The sequence below is a fragment of the Scytonema sp. UIC 10036 genome (genome assembly GCF_009725235.1).
In genome coordinates this window covers 1-18118 of sequence record NZ_WJFC01000040.1, presented here as the reverse complement: position 1 = coordinate 18118, position 18118 = coordinate 1, and the positions used below count along the sequence as shown (strand labels likewise).

14 protein-coding genes and 1 pseudogene are annotated in these 18118 nt (G+C 41.1%); 7 read left to right on the top strand and 8 right to left on the bottom strand.

Annotation, left to right across the window (positions count from 1 at the left end):
- The first annotated feature begins 446 nt into the window (after positions 1 to 446).
- The 3 genes and pseudogenes from kdpA (at position 447) to F7734_RS19755 (ending at position 4966) form a co-directional block, all read left to right on the top strand.
- Positions 447 to 2195 carry a potassium-transporting ATPase subunit KdpA gene (gene kdpA / locus F7734_RS19765; RefSeq protein WP_155746282.1) on the top strand — a complete coding sequence of 583 codons (1749 nt, stop codon included), beginning with the start codon at positions 447 to 449 and terminating at the stop codon, positions 2193 to 2195.
- Between the two features lie 176 nt (positions 2196 to 2371).
- Positions 2372 to 4522, top strand: a pseudogene (gene kdpB, locus F7734_RS19760) (potassium-transporting ATPase subunit KdpB); the annotation flags it as partial.
- Between the two features lie 192 nt (positions 4523 to 4714).
- Positions 4715 to 4966 (top strand): potassium-transporting ATPase subunit F, encoded by a 252-nt coding sequence (locus F7734_RS19755; RefSeq protein WP_155746281.1) that lies wholly within the window; start codon positions 4715 to 4717, stop codon positions 4964 to 4966.
- A 14-nt stretch (positions 4967 to 4980) separates the two neighbouring features.
- Here the strand turns inward: F7734_RS19755 and F7734_RS19750 are convergent, their stop codons facing one another.
- Positions 4981 to 6153 (bottom strand): RNA-guided endonuclease TnpB family protein, encoded by a 1173-nt coding sequence (locus tag F7734_RS19750; RefSeq protein WP_155746280.1) that lies wholly within the window; start codon positions 6151 to 6153, stop codon positions 4981 to 4983.
- Positions 6154 to 6356: 203 nt separating this feature from the next.
- Between F7734_RS19750 and kdpC the strand changes: the two genes are divergently transcribed.
- From kdpC to F7734_RS19730, 3 genes are all read left to right on the top strand, one after another.
- Complete coding sequence (gene kdpC / locus F7734_RS19745) at positions 6357 to 6995, top strand: K(+)-transporting ATPase subunit C (RefSeq protein ID WP_155746279.1); 639 nt, start codon at positions 6357 to 6359, stop codon at positions 6993 to 6995.
- A gap of 1058 nt (positions 6996 to 8053) precedes the next feature.
- A complete protein-coding gene (locus F7734_RS19735) occupies positions 8054 to 8383 on the top strand; it encodes a TrkA C-terminal domain-containing protein (protein WP_155746277.1) in 330 nt (109 codons plus the stop codon).
- Between the two features lie 90 nt (positions 8384 to 8473).
- On the top strand, positions 8474 to 8980 hold the full coding sequence (locus F7734_RS19730) for a pentapeptide repeat-containing protein (protein WP_155746276.1): 507 nt from the start codon (positions 8474 to 8476) through the stop codon (positions 8978 to 8980).
- Between the two features lie 27 nt (positions 8981 to 9007).
- Here the strand turns inward: F7734_RS19730 and F7734_RS19725 are convergent, their stop codons facing one another.
- The 4 genes from F7734_RS19725 to F7734_RS19710 all read right to left on the bottom strand — a co-directional run bounded on the left by F7734_RS19725 (position 9008) and on the right by F7734_RS19710 (position 12335).
- Complete coding sequence (locus F7734_RS19725; protein WP_166482013.1) at positions 9008 to 9538, bottom strand: hypothetical protein; 531 nt, start codon at positions 9536 to 9538, stop codon at positions 9008 to 9010.
- A gap of 655 nt (positions 9539 to 10193) precedes the next feature.
- Positions 10194 to 10649 (bottom strand): hypothetical protein, encoded by a 456-nt coding sequence (locus F7734_RS19720; RefSeq protein WP_155746275.1) that lies wholly within the window; start codon positions 10647 to 10649, stop codon positions 10194 to 10196.
- A 488-nt stretch (positions 10650 to 11137) separates the two neighbouring features.
- Positions 11138 to 11644, bottom strand: coding sequence for a hypothetical protein (locus F7734_RS19715; RefSeq protein ID WP_155746274.1), 507 nt, complete (start codon positions 11642 to 11644; stop codon positions 11138 to 11140).
- A gap of 58 nt (positions 11645 to 11702) precedes the next feature.
- Entirely contained in the window at positions 11703 to 12335 is a 633-nt protein-coding gene (locus tag F7734_RS19710) for a nucleoside monophosphate kinase (protein WP_155746273.1), read from the bottom strand.
- Between the two features lie 49 nt (positions 12336 to 12384).
- Between F7734_RS19710 and F7734_RS19705 the strand changes: the two genes are divergently transcribed.
- Positions 12385 to 12711 (top strand): YnfA family protein, encoded by a 327-nt coding sequence (locus F7734_RS19705; RefSeq protein ID WP_155746272.1) that lies wholly within the window; start codon positions 12385 to 12387, stop codon positions 12709 to 12711.
- A 97-nt stretch (positions 12712 to 12808) separates the two neighbouring features.
- Here F7734_RS19705 and F7734_RS19700 read toward each other — a convergent pair whose 3' ends face one another.
- From F7734_RS19700 to F7734_RS19690, 3 genes are all read right to left on the bottom strand, one after another.
- A complete protein-coding gene (locus F7734_RS19700) occupies positions 12809 to 14107 on the bottom strand; it encodes an NAD(P)/FAD-dependent oxidoreductase (RefSeq protein ID WP_155746271.1) in 1299 nt (432 codons plus the stop codon).
- Positions 14108 to 14135: 28 nt separating this feature from the next.
- On the bottom strand, positions 14136 to 16349 hold the full coding sequence (gene glgP, locus F7734_RS19695) for an alpha-glucan family phosphorylase (RefSeq protein ID WP_155746270.1): 2214 nt from the start codon (positions 16347 to 16349) through the stop codon (positions 14136 to 14138).
- Between the two features lie 1010 nt (positions 16350 to 17359).
- Positions 17360 to 17833 (bottom strand): SET domain-containing protein-lysine N-methyltransferase, encoded by a 474-nt coding sequence (locus tag F7734_RS19690; RefSeq protein WP_155746269.1) that lies wholly within the window; start codon positions 17831 to 17833, stop codon positions 17360 to 17362.
- Positions 17834 to 18118 lie beyond the last annotated feature (285 nt).

The window sequence follows — 18118 nt, the reverse complement described above, 5'->3', positions numbered from 1 at the left end:
CCAGGCTCCGCCTGGGAACGAGAGACGAGAGAATAGTGAATGAGGGGTGTCACCCCCCATTCACTAGCTGTATCCTTTAAGAAGTCGGGGTTCTAACTTATCGTGAAAGCAATCAATAGATTAAATTGAAAACTATTTATTAAAGCTAACAAATTCTATAAACTATATCACTTTTTAGTTAACAATGCAAAATCCATTTTACATTATCTATACTTGCAGATATATATGTGTTTAGTGGAACTAAACGGTTTCTGGGTAAAGAAGTATATCCTAATGCATAACCAAGTAATAAATATAAATTTATATCTTGTCATTTGTGTCCTAAAGCTCCATCATGAAATTAAAGCATGTAATTTTTTTATGTGAGTTGTTAAGTTTTCAACTGCAAGAGACTTTTTTGAGATTTAGAACAACAGAGTTACTCATATTGGAGTTTAATTAAACTCATGTTACAGGGATGGATTCAAATTGCATTAACGCTACTGATTGTGGTAGCGATTACACCCTTTTTTGGACGTTACATAGCGCGTGTCTTTCAGGAGCAACGCACGTTTCTCGATCCAATTTTGAACCCAGTTGAGCGAGTCCTTTATTCTTTGGTTGGGGTTAGAGCCAAAGAAGACATGACGGGCTGGCAATATGCGCGAGCAATTGTATATAGCAATATAGCGATGGCATTGCTCATATTTTTTATTATTCTGAATCAGGGATGGCTGCCCTTCAACCCAACGGGTGTAGGTGCGCCTACTTGGGATACTGCATTGCATACCACTATTTCTTTTATCACCAATACCAACCAGCAGCACTACTCTGGGGAAACCTACTTGAGCTATGCCAGCCAAATGTGGGGATTGGGTTATCATATGTTTACCTCAGCTGCAACAGGATTGGCAGTAGGTATTGCTTTTATTCGAGGGTTAACAGGTAGACCGTTGGGTAACTTTTATGTAGACTTAATTCGGGCAATTACGCGGATTTTACTCCCTATTAGCATTGTGGGCACTATTGTTCTTATTGCGGCTGGTGTTCCAGAAACTCTCGCTGGTCCTGCTGTGGTTTCTACCTTAGAAAATCCTACCATCAGTCAAGCGATCGCACGCGGTCCCGTTGCTCATTTTGAAATCATCAAAGAACTCGGTGAAAATGGTGGAGGCTTTTTTGCTATTAACTCAGCACACCCATTTGAAAATCCCAATGGCTTCACCAACCTCATCCAGCTTGTGGCAATTCTTTCAATACCCGCTTCACTGATTTACGCTTACGGTATCTTTGCCAATAATATTAAGCAAGCTTGGTTAGTTTACAGTATTCCGCTTGCAATTCTTATAGGCTTTGTCATTGTTACAGCCATTGGGGAATTCAACGGGAATCCTGCTGTCAACGCGCTCTTAGGCAGTTCGCAACCAAACCTAGAAGGTAAAGAAGTCAGATTTGGTTGGGCGCAATCCGCTTTATATGCAGCAATTACCACTGCAAGTATGTGTGGTGCTGTCAATAGCTTGCATGACTCGTTTATGCCTAATGGTGGATTCGTAACTCTCTCTAATATGTTCCTTCAAATTGTTTTTGGAGGACAAGGTACGGGAACGGCTTACCTTTTTGCATACCTCATTTTGGCAGTCTTTGTGACAGGTTTAATGGTAGGGCGGACACCAGAATTTTTAGGACGCAAAATAGAAAAGCGAGAAGTCGTGCTAGCAAGTTTCTTAATTCTCTTAGTTCACCCAATCGCCATTTTAATACCAGCCGGAATTACTCTAGCATTCCCTGACCAACTAGCAGGAATTAGCAATCCAGGCTTCCACGGTTTTGCTCAAGTCATCTATGAATACGCTTCAGCTGCTGCTAACAACGGTTCTGGATTTGAAGGTTTAGGTGATTCACAACCATCACCGATTGCGATCGCAGCAGGTGCAGAAACCACTGCAACCGCCTTATGGTGGAATCTCAGTACTAGCTTCAGCCTGCTAGCAGGACGGTATGTACCTATCATTGGCTTGCTGTTCTTAGCAGATAGTATGTCCCGCAAACAGCTTGTTCCCTTCACATCCGGTACATTGCGAACTGACACCGGATTATTTACAGGCGTCACAGCAGGTGTCATTTTAATCTTAGGCGCACTAACCTTTTTCCCAGTGTTAGCCTTCGGACCAATTGGGGAAGCGTTTTTTATTACTAAAGGGGTTGGTGGTTAGTTGTTAGTTGTTAGTTGTTGGTGGATAGTGGTTAGTTGTTAGTAGATGGTAGTTAGTTGTTAGTTGTTAGTAGCTAATAATAACCATTAACCACTAACTACTAACTACTAACCACTATCCACTAACCACTATCCACTATCCACTATCCACTAACCACTATCCACTATCCAAAACATATGCAAACCTCTACTGAACCATCATCATCTTCTCGTCCGCCTCGTACTCCTCAAGGAAGCCGTGAATCCCGCCGACATACTCCGAAAGCGGATATGCGGGGACTCTATCAAAGAGCAGTTAAAGAGTCATTTGTCAAGCTCAATCCTCGAATTGCTATTAAAAACCCAGTCATGTTTGTCGTCTGGGTAGGCACAATTGTCACTTTTTTAGTCACTCTTGACCCAAATCTATTTGGTACCATACAAGCAGATGCAAACCAACAACGCTTATTAAATGGGTTGATTACCTTGATTTTATTTTTCACAGTCCTGTTTGCTAACTTTGCAGAAGCTGTTGCAGAAGGACGTGGAAAAGCACAAGCAGATTCTTTGCGATCGACAAGAACCGATACCGTTGCGCGTAAAATTTTACCAGATGGCAACGTACAGGAAGTTAATTCTACAGAACTGCGGCGGGGTGATATTGTTAAGGTCGTAGCAGGAGATATGATTCCTGCTGATGGGGAAGTGATTAAGGGTCTTGGCTCGGTTGACGAATCTGCAATTACTGGGGAATCAGCACCCGTATTAAAACAACCAGGTACAGATATAGCCAGTTCCGTGACAGGAGGTACGCGCCTGTTATCAGACGAATTGACCGTTCGCATCACAGCCGATCCCGGTCAAGGCTTTATCGATCGCATGATTTCTCTGGTAGAAGGAGCAGAAAGGTCAAAAACTCCCAACGAAATCGCTCTTACAGTACTCCTCGCCGTACTCACTCAAGTCTTTTTAATAGTAGTAGCAACAGTTCCTCCCTTTGCTGGTTACATTGCTAATTTTGTAAGTACTGTCTATGGTGCTGAAGCAGGGAACAGCTTGCGTGCGGGTGCTAGCATAGCCATCTTGATATCTCTACTAGTTGCATTAATTCCCACCACAATTGGTGGATTGTTAAGTGCCATTGGAATCGCCGGGATGGATAGAGTCGCCCAGTTCAACGTAATTGCAACATCCGGTCGTGCTGTGGAGGCTTGCGGTGATATTAACACACTAGTGCTAGATAAAACAGGTACTATCACCTTGGGTAACCGTATGGCTGATGAATTTATGCCTATCAACGGACATACAGTAGAAGAAGTAGCAAAAGTTTCACTTGCTGCAAGTATATTTGATGATACACCAGAAGGTAAATCTATTGTAGGACTGGCAGAAAAACTTCGAGCAGGAAGAGATTTTGATACCAGTAAGGCTGAAGGTGTAGAATTTTCTGCCAAAACCCGCATGAGTGGCACCAATTTGCCTGATGGCAAACAAGTCCGTAAAGGGGCGGTAGATGCCATTAAAGGGTTTGTCCGTTCTCGTAGCGGTAACGTTCCTGATGAATTAGATGCAGCCTACGAGCGAGTTTCTCGATTGGGAGGTACACCATTAGCTGTGTGTCAGGATAACGATATCTATGGCGTTATTTACCTTAAAGATATTGTCAAACCGGGCTTGCGAGAACGATTCGACCAACTCCGTAGGATGGGAGTCAAGACCATTATGCTTACAGGTGATAACCGAATTACAGCATCAGTTATTGCCAAAGAAGCAGGAGTCGATGATTTCATTGCTGAAGCAACCCCAGAAGACAAAATAGAAGTCATTCGCACCGAACAATCTCAAGGCAAACTGGTTGCTATGACTGGAGATGGTACCAATGATGCACCAGCACTTGCTCAAGCAAACGTAGGTTTAGCAATGAACTCCGGTACGCAAGCAGCCAAAGAAGCCGCCAATATGGTGGACTTAGACTCTGACCCCACCAAATTGATTGACCTAGTTACAATTGGTAAACAGTTGCTGATTACTCGTGGTGCGTTGACAACTTTCTCCATTGCCAACGATATTGCAAAGTATTTTGCAATTATTCCCACCATCTTTGCAGCCGCAGGAATTGGCGCATTAAACATTATGGGTTTGAAGAGCGCCCAATCTGCGATCGTTTCGGCACTGATTTACAATGCTCTGATTATCCCAGTACTGATACCCCTTGCTTTAAAGGGTGTGAAGTTCCGTCCTTTGAAGGCAGATCAGTTGCTAAGGCGCAACATTTTTATTTATGGATTGGGTGGCATCATTGCTCCTTTCATTGCTATTAAATTGATAGACATTATCTTGCCATTGTCTAAAACTAGGGGGGTAGGGGTAGGGGGTAGGGGTAGGGGGACAAGGAAGACAAGGGAGACAAGGGAGCAAGGGAGACAAGGGAGACAAGGGAGACAAGGGAGACAAGGAGAAAACAACTAACAACTAACAACTAACAACTAACAACTAACAACTAACAACTAACAACTAACAACCAACAACTAACCAAACACTATGAAACTTATTCAAAAAGCTCAGGCAATAGAGACAGTAACCGAAATTTTGTCTGAATGGCGCAAGCAGAAGTGGCCATGGTATCTATTCCTGGCGATGTGCTTTAACCTTGTGCTTGCACCTATGGTTTATGCTGCTACCGACCAAACGTTTTCCCGAAGTCAAGCTTGGGCTTTGGGTTTGTTGGGGCTGGTGACGGTAGGACTTTCTATCTATTTGTTTTTCGTCATGTTTGTACCGGAGAGATTCTAGTAAGCTACCCCGCTCTAAAGAGACGGGGCTTTAGCCCAGTTCAAAGTATTTGTCGGAAACAGGCTAAGCTGACCCTCCAACAAACAACTCATCCCCGGACTTTCGGGCTGGATTACGGACAACCCCAAAACTGCAATATTTAGACTGGCGTTCCAGTCACTATCAGCCTCAAAGGAACAATGCCCACAATGAAACGACTTACCAGAACGAAAAGACTTGCCCTCAACAGGATGCACGTGGTGACACCGCGAGCAAGTTTGAGACGTATACGCTGGAGGAACCAGAACAACTGGCACTCCAGCAATAATCGCTTTGTATTCTGTAAACAACCGCAACTGGTAAAATGCCCAATTGTTTGTTCTGCGTCGTTCCGTCTTGGAGCGCGGTTTCTTGTTGAGCGATTCTCTGATGTTTGTCAAATCTTCAAAGGCAATAGCAGCATTGTTTTGCTTAGCCTCATCGACAATTTCTTTGGAAATATTGTGATTCAGCCACTTTTGAAAGCGTTGTTCTCTGCCAGAGAGCCGTCTCAGAAGTCGTCTAGAACTTCGAGTGCGTTTGCGTTGAACATTGGCTCTGACCCTGCTGTAGCGGTCACGAGTAGCCTGAATCTTCTCACCACTCCAAGATTTTCCTGTGGAAGTGGTAGCGATATCGCGTCTCCCCAAATCGACACCAATTACCTTGGGTGTCTTACCGGGTGGCTGAGTCGGGACATCAATACAGATGTTGATGTAGTAGTCACCACGCTTGGTTTTGCTGAGCGTAGCAGATGTGGGAGACTGTCCTTTCAGCAATCCCAACTGATAGTTGCCGATACTCAACTTAAACTTCTTACGACCACTTATCAAAGTCACGCTAACAGTTTGAGACTCTTCAATGTATTGAAAAGTCCGAAGATCCAAATTGATAGACGTTGGTCTGAATGCGTGAACCTGTTTAACTGCCTTAGCGTTCCCAATCACGCGACGAATCGCTTGACAGACGTGGTTTGCCTTCAACCCGGTAGCTTCACGAACTGGCTTGTAAACCAGGTGATGCAACTTTGTGGTATTCCAGCACTTTTCACGTTTTGCAACTTCCAATATCTGGTTGCAAGCATCAGCAAAGCCCTGCAAAGTTGCATCAATTTTTTGTCGCAACTCCACAGGGACTTCAATCTTGCATTTTACAGATATTGTTTGCATTTGAGAACCATTAAAAATCTTCCGATTATAACAAAGGACGAACAATCTGTGCAACTAGTCAGCAGTGCGTTGGACGGGTTCCCCGGCTTGAAGCAACTGCTGACCCGGAGGGTTTCCAAAATTAGACTGTCCCTAACGGGACTTTCCTCTTGTTTCCTCCACGGGCTAAAGCCACGTGGTTTCCACAATTCTCACGAGGTTTTATGAGTTTTGTACGTGATGCTGGTAGAGCCATTCGTTCTACTATAGTGCTTTGGGTGATTACAGCTATTATCTATCCTTTGGCTGCGATCGCGTTTGGACAAATTATGCTGCCCTATCAAGCTAATGGTAGTTTGATAAAAAATGCTGAGGGTAATGTTATTGGTTCTGCTTTGATCGGTCAACCCTTTACAAGCGATCGCTATTTCAACAGTCGCCCCAGTACCACTAGTTATAGTACTGCAGATCCCAAAAAAGACGAAGCCCAAGTTTTGAAAACAGGAGTATCAGGCGCTAGTAACTTAGCCCCAAGCAATCCAGCATTAATTGAGCGGATTGCAGGGAAAGTTGACCCCGATCCCAGCAAACGAGTTGAAGGTGATTTTAATCGTTTGAAAAATGCGGGCATACAACCAACCGCCGATCTAGTATACACTTCTGGTTCTAGCCTTGACCCTCATATTACTCCCGAAGCTGCTAGAGCACAAATACCGAGAGTGGCGAAAACAAGAGGACTTCCGCCCAACCAATTAGAAACCCTGATTTCTCAAAACACTGATGGTCGCTTTTTGGGTATTTTTGGCGAACCTGGAGTGAATGTGTTGAAGCTAAATCTTGCTTTGGATGCGATGAAAGCATAAAGGATAAGGATGAAGGATAAAAATTGCTGATTTCATACTTTACCCTTCATCCAACCTACTAAATGCTTTATTGAAGACTCAAATTTGCTGTTAAATAAACGCTACCGTATTCTTAAATCTCTCGGATGAAGCTACAGATATTACCCTCAAAATAGTTATGTTCTTAAGTCCGGGTCTTACAACCATAGCAATTGTCACTACCTTTTACAAGAGGATAGTTCTAAATATTTTAGAGAGAATTAAGTCTCTGATAAATAGAATTGTTTGGCAAGTCTTAAAATTACTAGGAACTACCTCTGTATCGCTTTTTGTAATAATTTATTTTGTTTTACTGATTCCATCTCAATCAAGTAAGAATACTGCCAAAGTAAAAAAATTAAAGATTTTCCAGAAAACTTTTAAATTGAAACGACAATAATGATGTTACAAGGGTTGCTTCAAATTAGTTTAATGCTACTGATAGTAGTATTGCTAACTCCTGTTATAGGTGGATATTTAGCTCAAATTTTCATAGCAAAAAGAATCTTTTTAGACCCTGTGATGGAGCCAATAGAGCATTTTATCTACCAACTATATAGTGTTGAAACAGAGCAGACATGACAGGTTGGGAGTACGCGATCGCTGTTCTCTTGAGCAATACGGTCAGTGCATTCTCGCAGTTTCAATACCCTCTCACCCCCAAGGAAAAAACAAAAAAATCGGAGTTAGAGGGTTTTGTCTTCAGAAAATTTTTTAAAAGGGGCTGGGGAGGATCGAGTCTTAACTGAACTTTATTGGACTTTGCCCATCAAAAACCTTGTACAGCATAGCCCTACCTACTTTGCAAACACTTAGAACCCCGACTTCTCAAAGAAGTCGGGGTTCTTGGGCAACTGAATGTTCACAAATCAAATAGGATTGCTATATATCTTAAAATATAGGAAATTGATTTCAAAAATAAACACTTATATAATTCTATATCTATTCGTATAAATACAAGTAAAATATACCTTTTTATCCATTCTATTGGTGAAAAAGTAATGGCACAATAAGATTAAAGATTGTAGAGAGTTGTTCTTATGTTAGAGTTTCTGTTAGAAGAAAAAGACTTTATCGAGCCAACTCAAGTCTGTGTTTGGATTCAACCCAATAGTAATTTTTGTGGCACAAATTTATCTGAGATAAAATTACCAGAAAAATGTTTTATGTTAGGCATTTTAAGAGAAGGTAAAGTGATTTTAGCTACGGAAAATCCTGTTATTTACGCTGGAGATAGGATTCTAGCGATCGCAATTCATTCTATGATGGCTCCTTGTCTTAAAGCGACTCTTAAAAGAACTCATCCTGTTTATTATTCGTTGAATACTTGTTCGCTTGACGAGCAACCTTTAAGTATCAAAAAGGCTTGATTTTCACAGTAAAAATTTAGTTTTTATCCAATCAAAACGTGTGATTTTTAGCTAACAACTGTTTTTTAATAAAAGATTTTTGAAAGACTTATGTTCTCCCTACTACGGCTAGTCTTACCTGTGACCTTTGCTCTTACTCCTCCATTAATTAGTCAAGGAAATAGCTTTTTTAAAGAGCAAGCAATTCAACAAATTCAAGAAACAAAGAAATGTTTTAGCTGTAATCTATCACAAGTAAATTTGTCGGGGGCAAATCTAGAAAAAGTTGACCTGCGAGCAAGTGACCTTCAAGGAGCCAATCTCAAAAATGCGAATCTCCGCTATGCAAATTTGGAATGGGTAGATCTTCGCTCGGCAAATCTCACTGGAGCAGATCTCACTGGAGCCATTCTTAAAAGTACTTTGTTAGTTGATAGTAATTTACAGGAAGCAAATTTGGAAGAGTCGTACCTAGAAAGGGCTGATTTCAGGAATGCTAACCTCAGCCGCACGAATTTTGCTCAAGCTGTAAAAGGTGACAATATTCAAGAGAACCGTTCTGTTACTCTTTGCCAAACAGTACTACCTAATGGAACTATATCGAATCGTAACTGCTAGTTCTCTAGAACCTACTTACTTCCGCCCTTAGCTGTTAACTTCATCGCCCTTAATTTTAATGTCTTCGCCCTTGACTTCTTGCATTGCCTCTGGTTCTAACTCTTCGGCGGACTTATTTAATCGGATGAATATCCCCCAAGCCGCAAGTAACGCAGCAGTTGCTAGTCCTACAGCAGATGCTTGTGGTAGGTGCAACGGGTCATCATGAATGAGTTCAAATACTACAACCAGGAATTCAATCGATAGAGAAACGATAATGACAATCAGAAATCGCGATAAGAAACGGCGTACCCTGGTTGGGAAGCTCATCTCACTGCTACGTAGCACCTCTTCATCAAGAATGGTTTGCCCCAGTTCCAGCGATGCAACAGCAATTGTTAGTAGACCGACGCTCTCCATTATAGAATTGAAACGCGCTCTCAAGTCAGTCGTTTGTAAGGGATTGATTCCGCTCCATAATTCGAGGACAGCGAACACAATTAATATAAATGAACTTAAGACAAACAAGAGAGTAATAATTGAGAAGCCGACTGAAAAGACTTTGCGTAAAGAATTCACTTATTTTGCTCCATCAAACTCATCCATAGTTCTTCAAGATAATTACTTTGTTTACAAACTGCTTCCACCAAGAGAGATTATTCCCCTTGTTACTTAGACATAGGACTGGTTTTTGAGTCATAAGTGATGACACTAATGCTACCGTCAGCCTCCATATATTAGCAAATAATTCTGGGAGGATAACGATTGTTGGACCATGCCCGTTGACCCAGAAATTTTCGTTGTACTTTTCAACACTTTCCGCTACATCTCTTAGTCGATAAGTCGGAATATAATGCTCTGATTACTGCCCCAATCAGTAACATAATTAAAACTCTCTGCCTCATTTAAGTTTGGGGGAGAGTCAGCCGACATAATCTGCCTAGACTTCCGAAGCTCTGTTCGCGCCACAGGGTTTGAACCTAACTTGCCTCTACCTCGACTTAAATGGAAACTGGGTTCACTCAGGGCGACTAAGACCAACACAAAAGTAACTGTAATTACATCAAGACGAACATGAGATAGTACCACACAAAGATTTTTTAACTTGTTTTGTTGGAGAAAAACTAGTTCTAAGGCAAAGAAAGGTATTTGACTAAAGTTCTTAGCTATATTGGTCTTAAGGTTCATAAAATTTAGAAGATAGGCAACAAGAACGTATTTAAGCAATCTGACGTTAAGGCTTCATTCTCCATATCCTTTCTAAGATTTCTATTTGCTTTTTTCTCTCTGAAAAAATCTGTTCAATCTCAGCAGCACGCTGGTCATGCTGCTTTTGGTACCTTCTATACCAAAGGTCTATTAAAACAATACTGACAATCACGGAGGTAATAGGAATTAAATTAATAAAAACGGCGCTCCAGTCAATTTGGCTTGTTGTATTTGCTTGACTAGGCTGAGTTGTCCGTGGATAAATTGCAACTGAAAAAGGCTGTATACTTTCAACAGTTTCTTGCTGGTGAATTTTCTGTATATCATTTTCCCTAATGCTTTTTGTAGTACCCTCTTGAATCATTATTTGTATTGTATCTGTCTGAACTTCTGGCTCGTAGCTAAAAGCGCTTACAGGAGATGCTAACACTCCTAAAGTCGTTACAGAAGTACTGAAAAGATTAAAAAGTTTTAGTCTCATCAAATCCATATTTGTAGTACTAGAAGAGCCGTATTCGATTTTTAAAATATATGTTGGTTGGGCATACAGAACGCTGAAATGAGGCTATTATGGCAAAGCGGTATCAAGCTGATAATATAAGTGTGTTACTTGTACCCTTTATCCTTCAGATGTTAGTCTTTTTGTACTAGTAAGTGTTTCCTTGAACTCTAATGCTATTATCAATGATTTTTGAAAACACGAATTTTATCTAAAGATATATTTTTGCATTATATATATGATTACATAAAAAATAATATAAATTTTTAGTTTTTTGAATAAACTCTCTATATTTAGGGATATATAACATACTTTATATAATACTACAACGAAACTTTTACGAAGCAGTGAATGTTGTCAGAGAGCAAGCTAACGCTCAAAAACTGATAGAATCAAAGCTTAAAATAAAAGCTATTGCGCCTTCTGCTCTCTGACCTTGCGTGTACTTCTGCTTTTATGTACTAGAGGATTTATTGAACAATAGAGTAAAGATAGTTCATTTTTTCTCTGTACCTTTGAAGGCGATCGTTAACATAATTATCTTCAAATTCAGACTCATCAGGGTTAAAATCTAACGAAACTTTTATCTCCAAATTTTCTAATGTTTTACTATTATCGTTTGATAAAGAATCGCATTGACTATCTTCAAACATACAATTCACCGTTCTTCTTGATGGCAAAAATTTTATTTTTACCCTAAGTTCAAGTAGACCTTTTTGTTTTGTTTTTACCTTTTCACATTGAAATTCTGGCCTGAGTAAAAACCGCCATTCTACTTGACTAAATATTCCTTGAACTTTTGTTTGATAAAAATATTTTTTAATAATTGAATCTTGGCATGAAAAATAAAAATTATTTTCTTTGGCTTCAAAATATTTACTGACTTGATTAATAATCTGAAAAGCAGTAAATATTTGATTGTCTATACGAAAAATATCGTCTACTCCATTTAATCGTTGAATTTCATTATTCAACATATTGAAATTCCTCCTATTTTCTAATTTCTCTCAATGAAGTCTTTTTAGCAGAAAAGGCTTATTTACTTGGTGATAACTTAATAATCATTTCAGATAATGTCAAATAGATATCTATCCCTACCTGATGCAAATTTGATACTATTGAACCCACAGTCTGCTTAATCGGTTTATCTACAGATTCAAAGTAAGTCCGTTCAGGATAATTGGTTTGAAAGTAGTTAATGACTGGAACTGTGTCCCGCTCGTAGATATCCAGTCGCTCATTCACAGTGTCAGGCTTATCTTCTGGACGCTTAGAGCGGCGATTAAGCATTCTATAGACAGCAAGTTCTCGCGGTACCTCCAACACGATAACTGCAAACCTGTCAAACTTACCTTCTTGAAATAGGTCAAAAAAAGCACTGATTTCGTCTTCTTGATGTGGGAAACCATCAAATAGGATGACGCTCGTATCTAGTTGTTGAATACGCTTTTGCACAACTTCGGCTACTATTTCAGTGGGAACCAATTTGCTCTCATTCAGAAATGGTTTCAGTTTTTCACCTATTTTGGTTCCAGCAACCACTTCTGAGTGTACCAAGCGTCGTATCTCCATCGTCTGTACACCGTTACCAGATGCGAGCCTATTGGCGATCGCTGTTTTACCGCTTCCCGGTGAACCTAACAATATAACGGCTGATTTTTGAGTCATGACTTTCCTGTCTAATTTACTCGCTGTAAATCTTTTTTTAGAGGACTAAATGCTATCGTTCGTCTTTTTCTTCATTGCGGCTTTAGGAGAAATTGCTGGATGCTATGCCTTCTGGGCGTGGCTGCGGTTGGGTAAGAGCATACTTTGGCTAATTCCAGGGACGATCGCCTTAATGATTTTTGCTTCAATTTTGACTAGAGTAGATGCCTCAAATGCTGGAAGAATTTACGCAGCTTATGGTGGTATTTACGTCCTCTCATCCTTGTTTTGGTTATGGTTGGTTGAAGGTGTCAAACCAGATAAATGGGACTTGCTAGGTGTTTCGGTTTGCCTGGTAGGAACGAGCATAATTTTGCTCAGTTCACATCAGAACTGATGCGCTTGTCACATCGATGGTTCTAAACCTTGAAAACTTCTGTATGTTCCAACTGGATATTAAGACTTTTCTGACGTTCGATGTTCTTACACCGATATTAATGCCTTGACATCGCACCGACTCCTGTAAGGTTATTTTCTGTGCTGTATTGTTGGAAAATTGCCTCAACCAGCCATTCTGCAGTCGATTTTAAATTATAGTACATGGGCGTTGGTAGTAGCTCTAGATAACTGGTTTGGCGGATGAAGTGACCGACTCTTCCTTTAAAGTAATAGCGGTCTTGAAGATAAGCGGCACTTTCATCCAATCCCAACTTCATTAGTGTTCCTCGTAGTTTCACATTAGCAGGGCTGGGTTCTTTACCTTCAGAAAGCGCTTTAAGATTGCGAGCGATCGCATACCCTTGTTGATAGGCTACCTGGGCTGTGGGAGGCAAGGGATTTTCTGCCATGGCTGCACAATCCCCACCAGCAAAAACTTTCGGGAAGTCAGGCAGTTGCAAAGTTGAAGTGACATGAAGGCGACCTTGGCGATCGCGCTTGTCATCTGGAATTGGTAGCTCTTTGATGATTGGCAAGGTGGTGACACCAGCAGTCCATATGACGGTAGCTGTTGAAATGGATTCAAATTGCCCCTGGTACTGAAACTCAATTCGTTTGGGGTCAACAGAATACACTTTTGCCCCTAAAAGTAACTCTACTGGCACGTTCCGCTCGGCAAGAGCTTTTTGAGCCGTGTCTTGTAGGCTGTTCTGATTATTTTCTCTACTACCAAGAATTTTAGTATCCCGTTCGAGAATAACCACCCGAATCTCTTGGGGATCGCCACCCAGTACACTGTACCAGTAGGGGAGTATATCCGCAAGCGTCGCTGCCAGTTCAACACCAGAAGAACCGCCACCAACAATTACTACCGTAGTCAATGCACGGCGTTTCTCTGGATCTGGTGTTTGGGTGACACGACAAAAACAGTTCCGTAAATGTTCGGCTAGGGTCACGGCGTGTTTGCCATTGCGGAAGGCAAAGGAATGTTCTTTTGCGCCCTCAACACCAAAATAGTTGAGGGTGCTACCTAGAGCTAACACCAAATATTTGTAAGTGTAGCGTAATCCGGAAGCAAGTTTGACCTGTCGTCGATCCAAATCAATTCTGGTGACTGTATCTTGAAGAAACTTCACATCGTGGTTTTTAAGAATCTCTTTGTAATATGGCCAGACTTGGTTGTCTTGCATTTCACCACTGAGGAATTCATAAAGTAAGGGATTGAAGCTAAAGCGTTCTTGCTGGTCAATGAGGAGTGTTGGCTGCGAGTAGTTGTGTTTGCTAAGGTGGAGAGCTGTAAACAACCCGGTAAAACCACCGCCCAGAATAATCGTTGGATCTGTTGAGTGAGCCATAAGACTAATAAGTGTTATTTGTTAGTTGTTAGTGGGTAATTGTTTTAGATATTGCTAGTTCAACTCCAGCTTTATACTGGGACAAATACATCTTTTGGACGTACTCCGCTACCATGCGGTCGGTATTGAAATAAGGAGCGATGGTTTTAATCGAAGCCTTCATCATTTCAATCCAGCGACGGGGTATTCCTTCATCATCCTGCTCATAGTAGCAAGGAATAATTTCTTCTTCTAACAGCTTGTAGAGGGCTTCAACATCTTCTTGGTTTTGCTCTTCCCTTGAATCAGTGCTGTTAGCTTTCCCAATTGCCCAACCATTGATTCCTTTGCCATCAGGCGAAGCTTGATAAACTTCATACCACCAACCATCTAAAACGCTGCAATTAATACCGCCATTTAGAATGACTTTTTGACCGCTAGTACCAGAAGCTTCTTGGGGTCGTTCTGGATTGTGTAACCAAACATCTACCCCTTGAACTAACTTTTTAGCAACCTGCATATTATAGTCCTCAATGAAGAGCAGCCGATTTTGGAGATCTGAATGATGGCAAAATGAAATTAACCGTTGAATAATGCGCTTGCTCTCTTCATCTGCTGGATGAGCCTTACCTGCAATAATCATTTGTACTGGTCGAGAGGCATTGGTTAAAATCGCCCTTACCTTTTCTGGGTCATGAAGGATCAAATCTCCGCGCTTATAAGTGCTAAAACAACGGGCAAAGCCGATAGTCAACGCTTTGGGATCTAACAAGCTATCAGCTTGTGCAATGACTTCAGACGATTCGCTTCGTCTTTCCCTTACTTGTCTCACATGGGAACGGGTAAAAGCAATCAGATGTTCTTTGAGGCGCTGATGACGCCACCAAAATTCTCGGTCAGGAATCTCATCTATCCGTGCCCACATTTGAGCATCCGTTACATGGTTCATCCAATCCTCAGATAAGTATTGGGCATATAAATTAGCCATTAATGGTGCTGTCCAGGTACGAACATGAACACCATTAGTGACGTGACCGATAGGAACCTTCTCTACAGGACGATCGCGGTACAAGATTGACCACATTTCACGACAAACTTGCCCGTTCAACTTGCTGACTCCGTTGGCGGTTCCACACAGTCGTAATGCTAAGACCGTCATATTAAAAGGCAGCCCAAACTTTTCTGGTGAATGATTCCCCAGATTCAGAAACTCTCTGCGATCGAGACCCAGTTGAAACCAGTAGTGACTAAAGTAGCGATCCATCTGCTTCACTGAGAAGGTATCGTGACCTGCGGGGACTGGAGTGTGGGTTGTAAAAACACAACGCGATCGCACAGAAGCTTTCACTTCTTCAAAAGACTGACCCGTGCGTTCCATTTCCCAACGAGCAAGTTCCAGAAGTGCAAACGCGGCATGACTTTCGTTGAGATGGTAAACCTGCGGCTCTAGCCGCAAACGCTGTAATAATTTCACCCCTCCAATGCCTAAAAGACATTCTTGAGCAATCCGAGTCCCTCGACTGCCACCATAAAGTTGGTTTGTTAATTTACGATCGATTGGGTCATTATCCTGGCGATTTGTGTCTAACAAGTAAAGATTAACACGCCCTACCCGCGCTAGCCAGACTTGTGCTTTGACAATGCGATCGCTAATTGGAACTGTCACTGTCAGGCATTCTCCGTTCGGCTTTTTGCACAACTCTAAGGGTAATTCATCTAACTGATGCTTACAGATTATTTCTTTTTGTAAGCTAGAAGCATCAAGCTGTTGAGAATAACTTTGATGATAAATGAGGCTTACACCCACTATTGGTAAGCCCAAATCAGAAGCTGACTTCAGATAATCGGCTGCTAGAATACCCAAACCACTTGAGTAAGTCGGCAAGCACTCATGAAGCCCAAACTCCATAGAAAAGTAAACTATGGGTTGGCGTTGGTTAAATTGAGGAACAAACTGACTCCCCCAAGTATTGATCTTTTGCTTGTATTGCTCCAATTGGGCAGCTATTACAAGGATACGCGAGCAGTAATACGGCTCGGTAGACAACTGGGTAAGCCTTTCAAAAGAAACTCTATTAAGCAATTTTACTGGATTATGGTCATATTCTTCCCATTTCTTAGGATCGATGACACGAAATAGAGATGAGACTTCAGGAGACCAACTCCACCAGAAGTTGAAAGCTAAATTTACTAACAAATGTAGCGGTGGTGGCAGTTTTTCTTGCAAACGAGCAGCAGCGGATACACAGTTTTGCCCGCCCATAAGTTTTCCTCAATCGGATTGATATTTTGTGGAATTAGTATTTCTTTGAAGAAGATTTTGAGCGCAGGACAAGTCATCTCAGTGACTTAACCTATCTTCACCAACAGGAGATAAGCTCAGGGACTTTAAATCTTTTTAAGGGTCTTATAGACGATTTAACCAACTTCTAAAACCAAGTTTACTTCTTTGTCTTACATGAAGAATTAGGTCTCCAGTTTTTGACCGCAGATTGGTTTCAGATTTTCCCTATATGATAATAATCTAAAACGTGATTAAAATTCAATGGTTATTTAGTGTTTTTCCTAAAGTTTATACTTTGAATTATATATTTATACCTGTTTGATATCAGAGTATATATATTGTTTAGGAAATTTATATTTAGAGTGATATAGTAATTAAACAAAAAGCTATATTCTGACGCGAAAGAACGTCAAATACCTCAGGCTATGCCCGTTCGCGTAGCGTGCCATTCGGCATAGGGCTATACGCCAGTCTCCTACGAAAGGAAACCTTTCTGCCGCGCTGGACTCACCGCAAGGCAAGGACTTATGCAAAGCCTGCACAGAGACCATAGTGCCAATACTGCTCGGTTAAGAATTTTAGCTTTGTTGGGTTTCGCTGTCGCTCAACCCAACAAATGCTCTAAATGTTGGGTTTCGTTCCTCAACCCAACCTACGTGTTTTGGAATTTATGTCTTAACCGAGTAGTATTGACCATAGTGCTGTTCCACAAAGAGGTTCCACTTTCAGGGATCGCGTACTTCAGGTTGGGGTACTGATTGCTCACAGCTAGAGCATCACCTGAGTATGCCATTGACAAAACCAATTCTCCTTTGAAAAACTAACTGCCAAATCACAACCCGATAGTCCCAACCCTGTTAAGAAATATCCAGAGTTTTGAAAAAATTGCCGCCGTTTCATCCTTAGAAAAGACATTACACAAAAAATTTTAGAAATTGTCCAATGGTTGTTATTGTTCAGTATCTATTCAGTATTTCATCTGGCTACATCTAGACAGTTCTAAGTTCAGGTAGTTGTTTCAGGTAATCGCTAATGAACTTACCGTACTGTTTTCGGATTTGAAGGGGGAGAAAATGGAACCCACGCGTTTGTCCTCGGCAGTTCCAGGAACCACACAAGCATTTTGGAACGGCAATAGAAAAGTACTCCGTTGTCTCGTAGTCGAAAGTAATTTCATCTTCTTCAAGGATATCGAAAAGTGCAACGAAGTCGTATCCTCCGAACTGATTATTTTGAACTCCAGTGTTCGGACTACAAGAGTGATTGATTAATCGCGCTGGCTCATCAAGTTCCACATGGAGATTAAAGTCCATTTGGAGAGAGTGAATTGTCCTCAGAGACAATACCTTGATTCGGCGTCCAACTACCACTGTCTCTCCTTTTCTAAAATTTCGGGCAGCAAAGACACTTCTTCCCTTATTTGTTTGCTTTACCAAAACATCGTTAGAACTTTCTACTTTCATAGTCTTTCTTTTCGCTCTCAAAGTTGTTTTTTTGTTCACAAAGGTTAGTGAATTCAATTTTGATTTCCATGTTAAAACGGATACAGAAATACTGATTCCGTCTTCTCGACATGGGAAACCATCAAACTAAATGACACTTGCATCTATTGTCAAAAGTTGCAGGGGTACTCCTACAAATCCTATGTAATCATTCCAAAAAAGAACAGTTGTCATCCCTTCACATATAAGAGGATGTTTTAAAAGTCATGATTGATGTATCAAATATTTTTTACCCCACCCTAACCC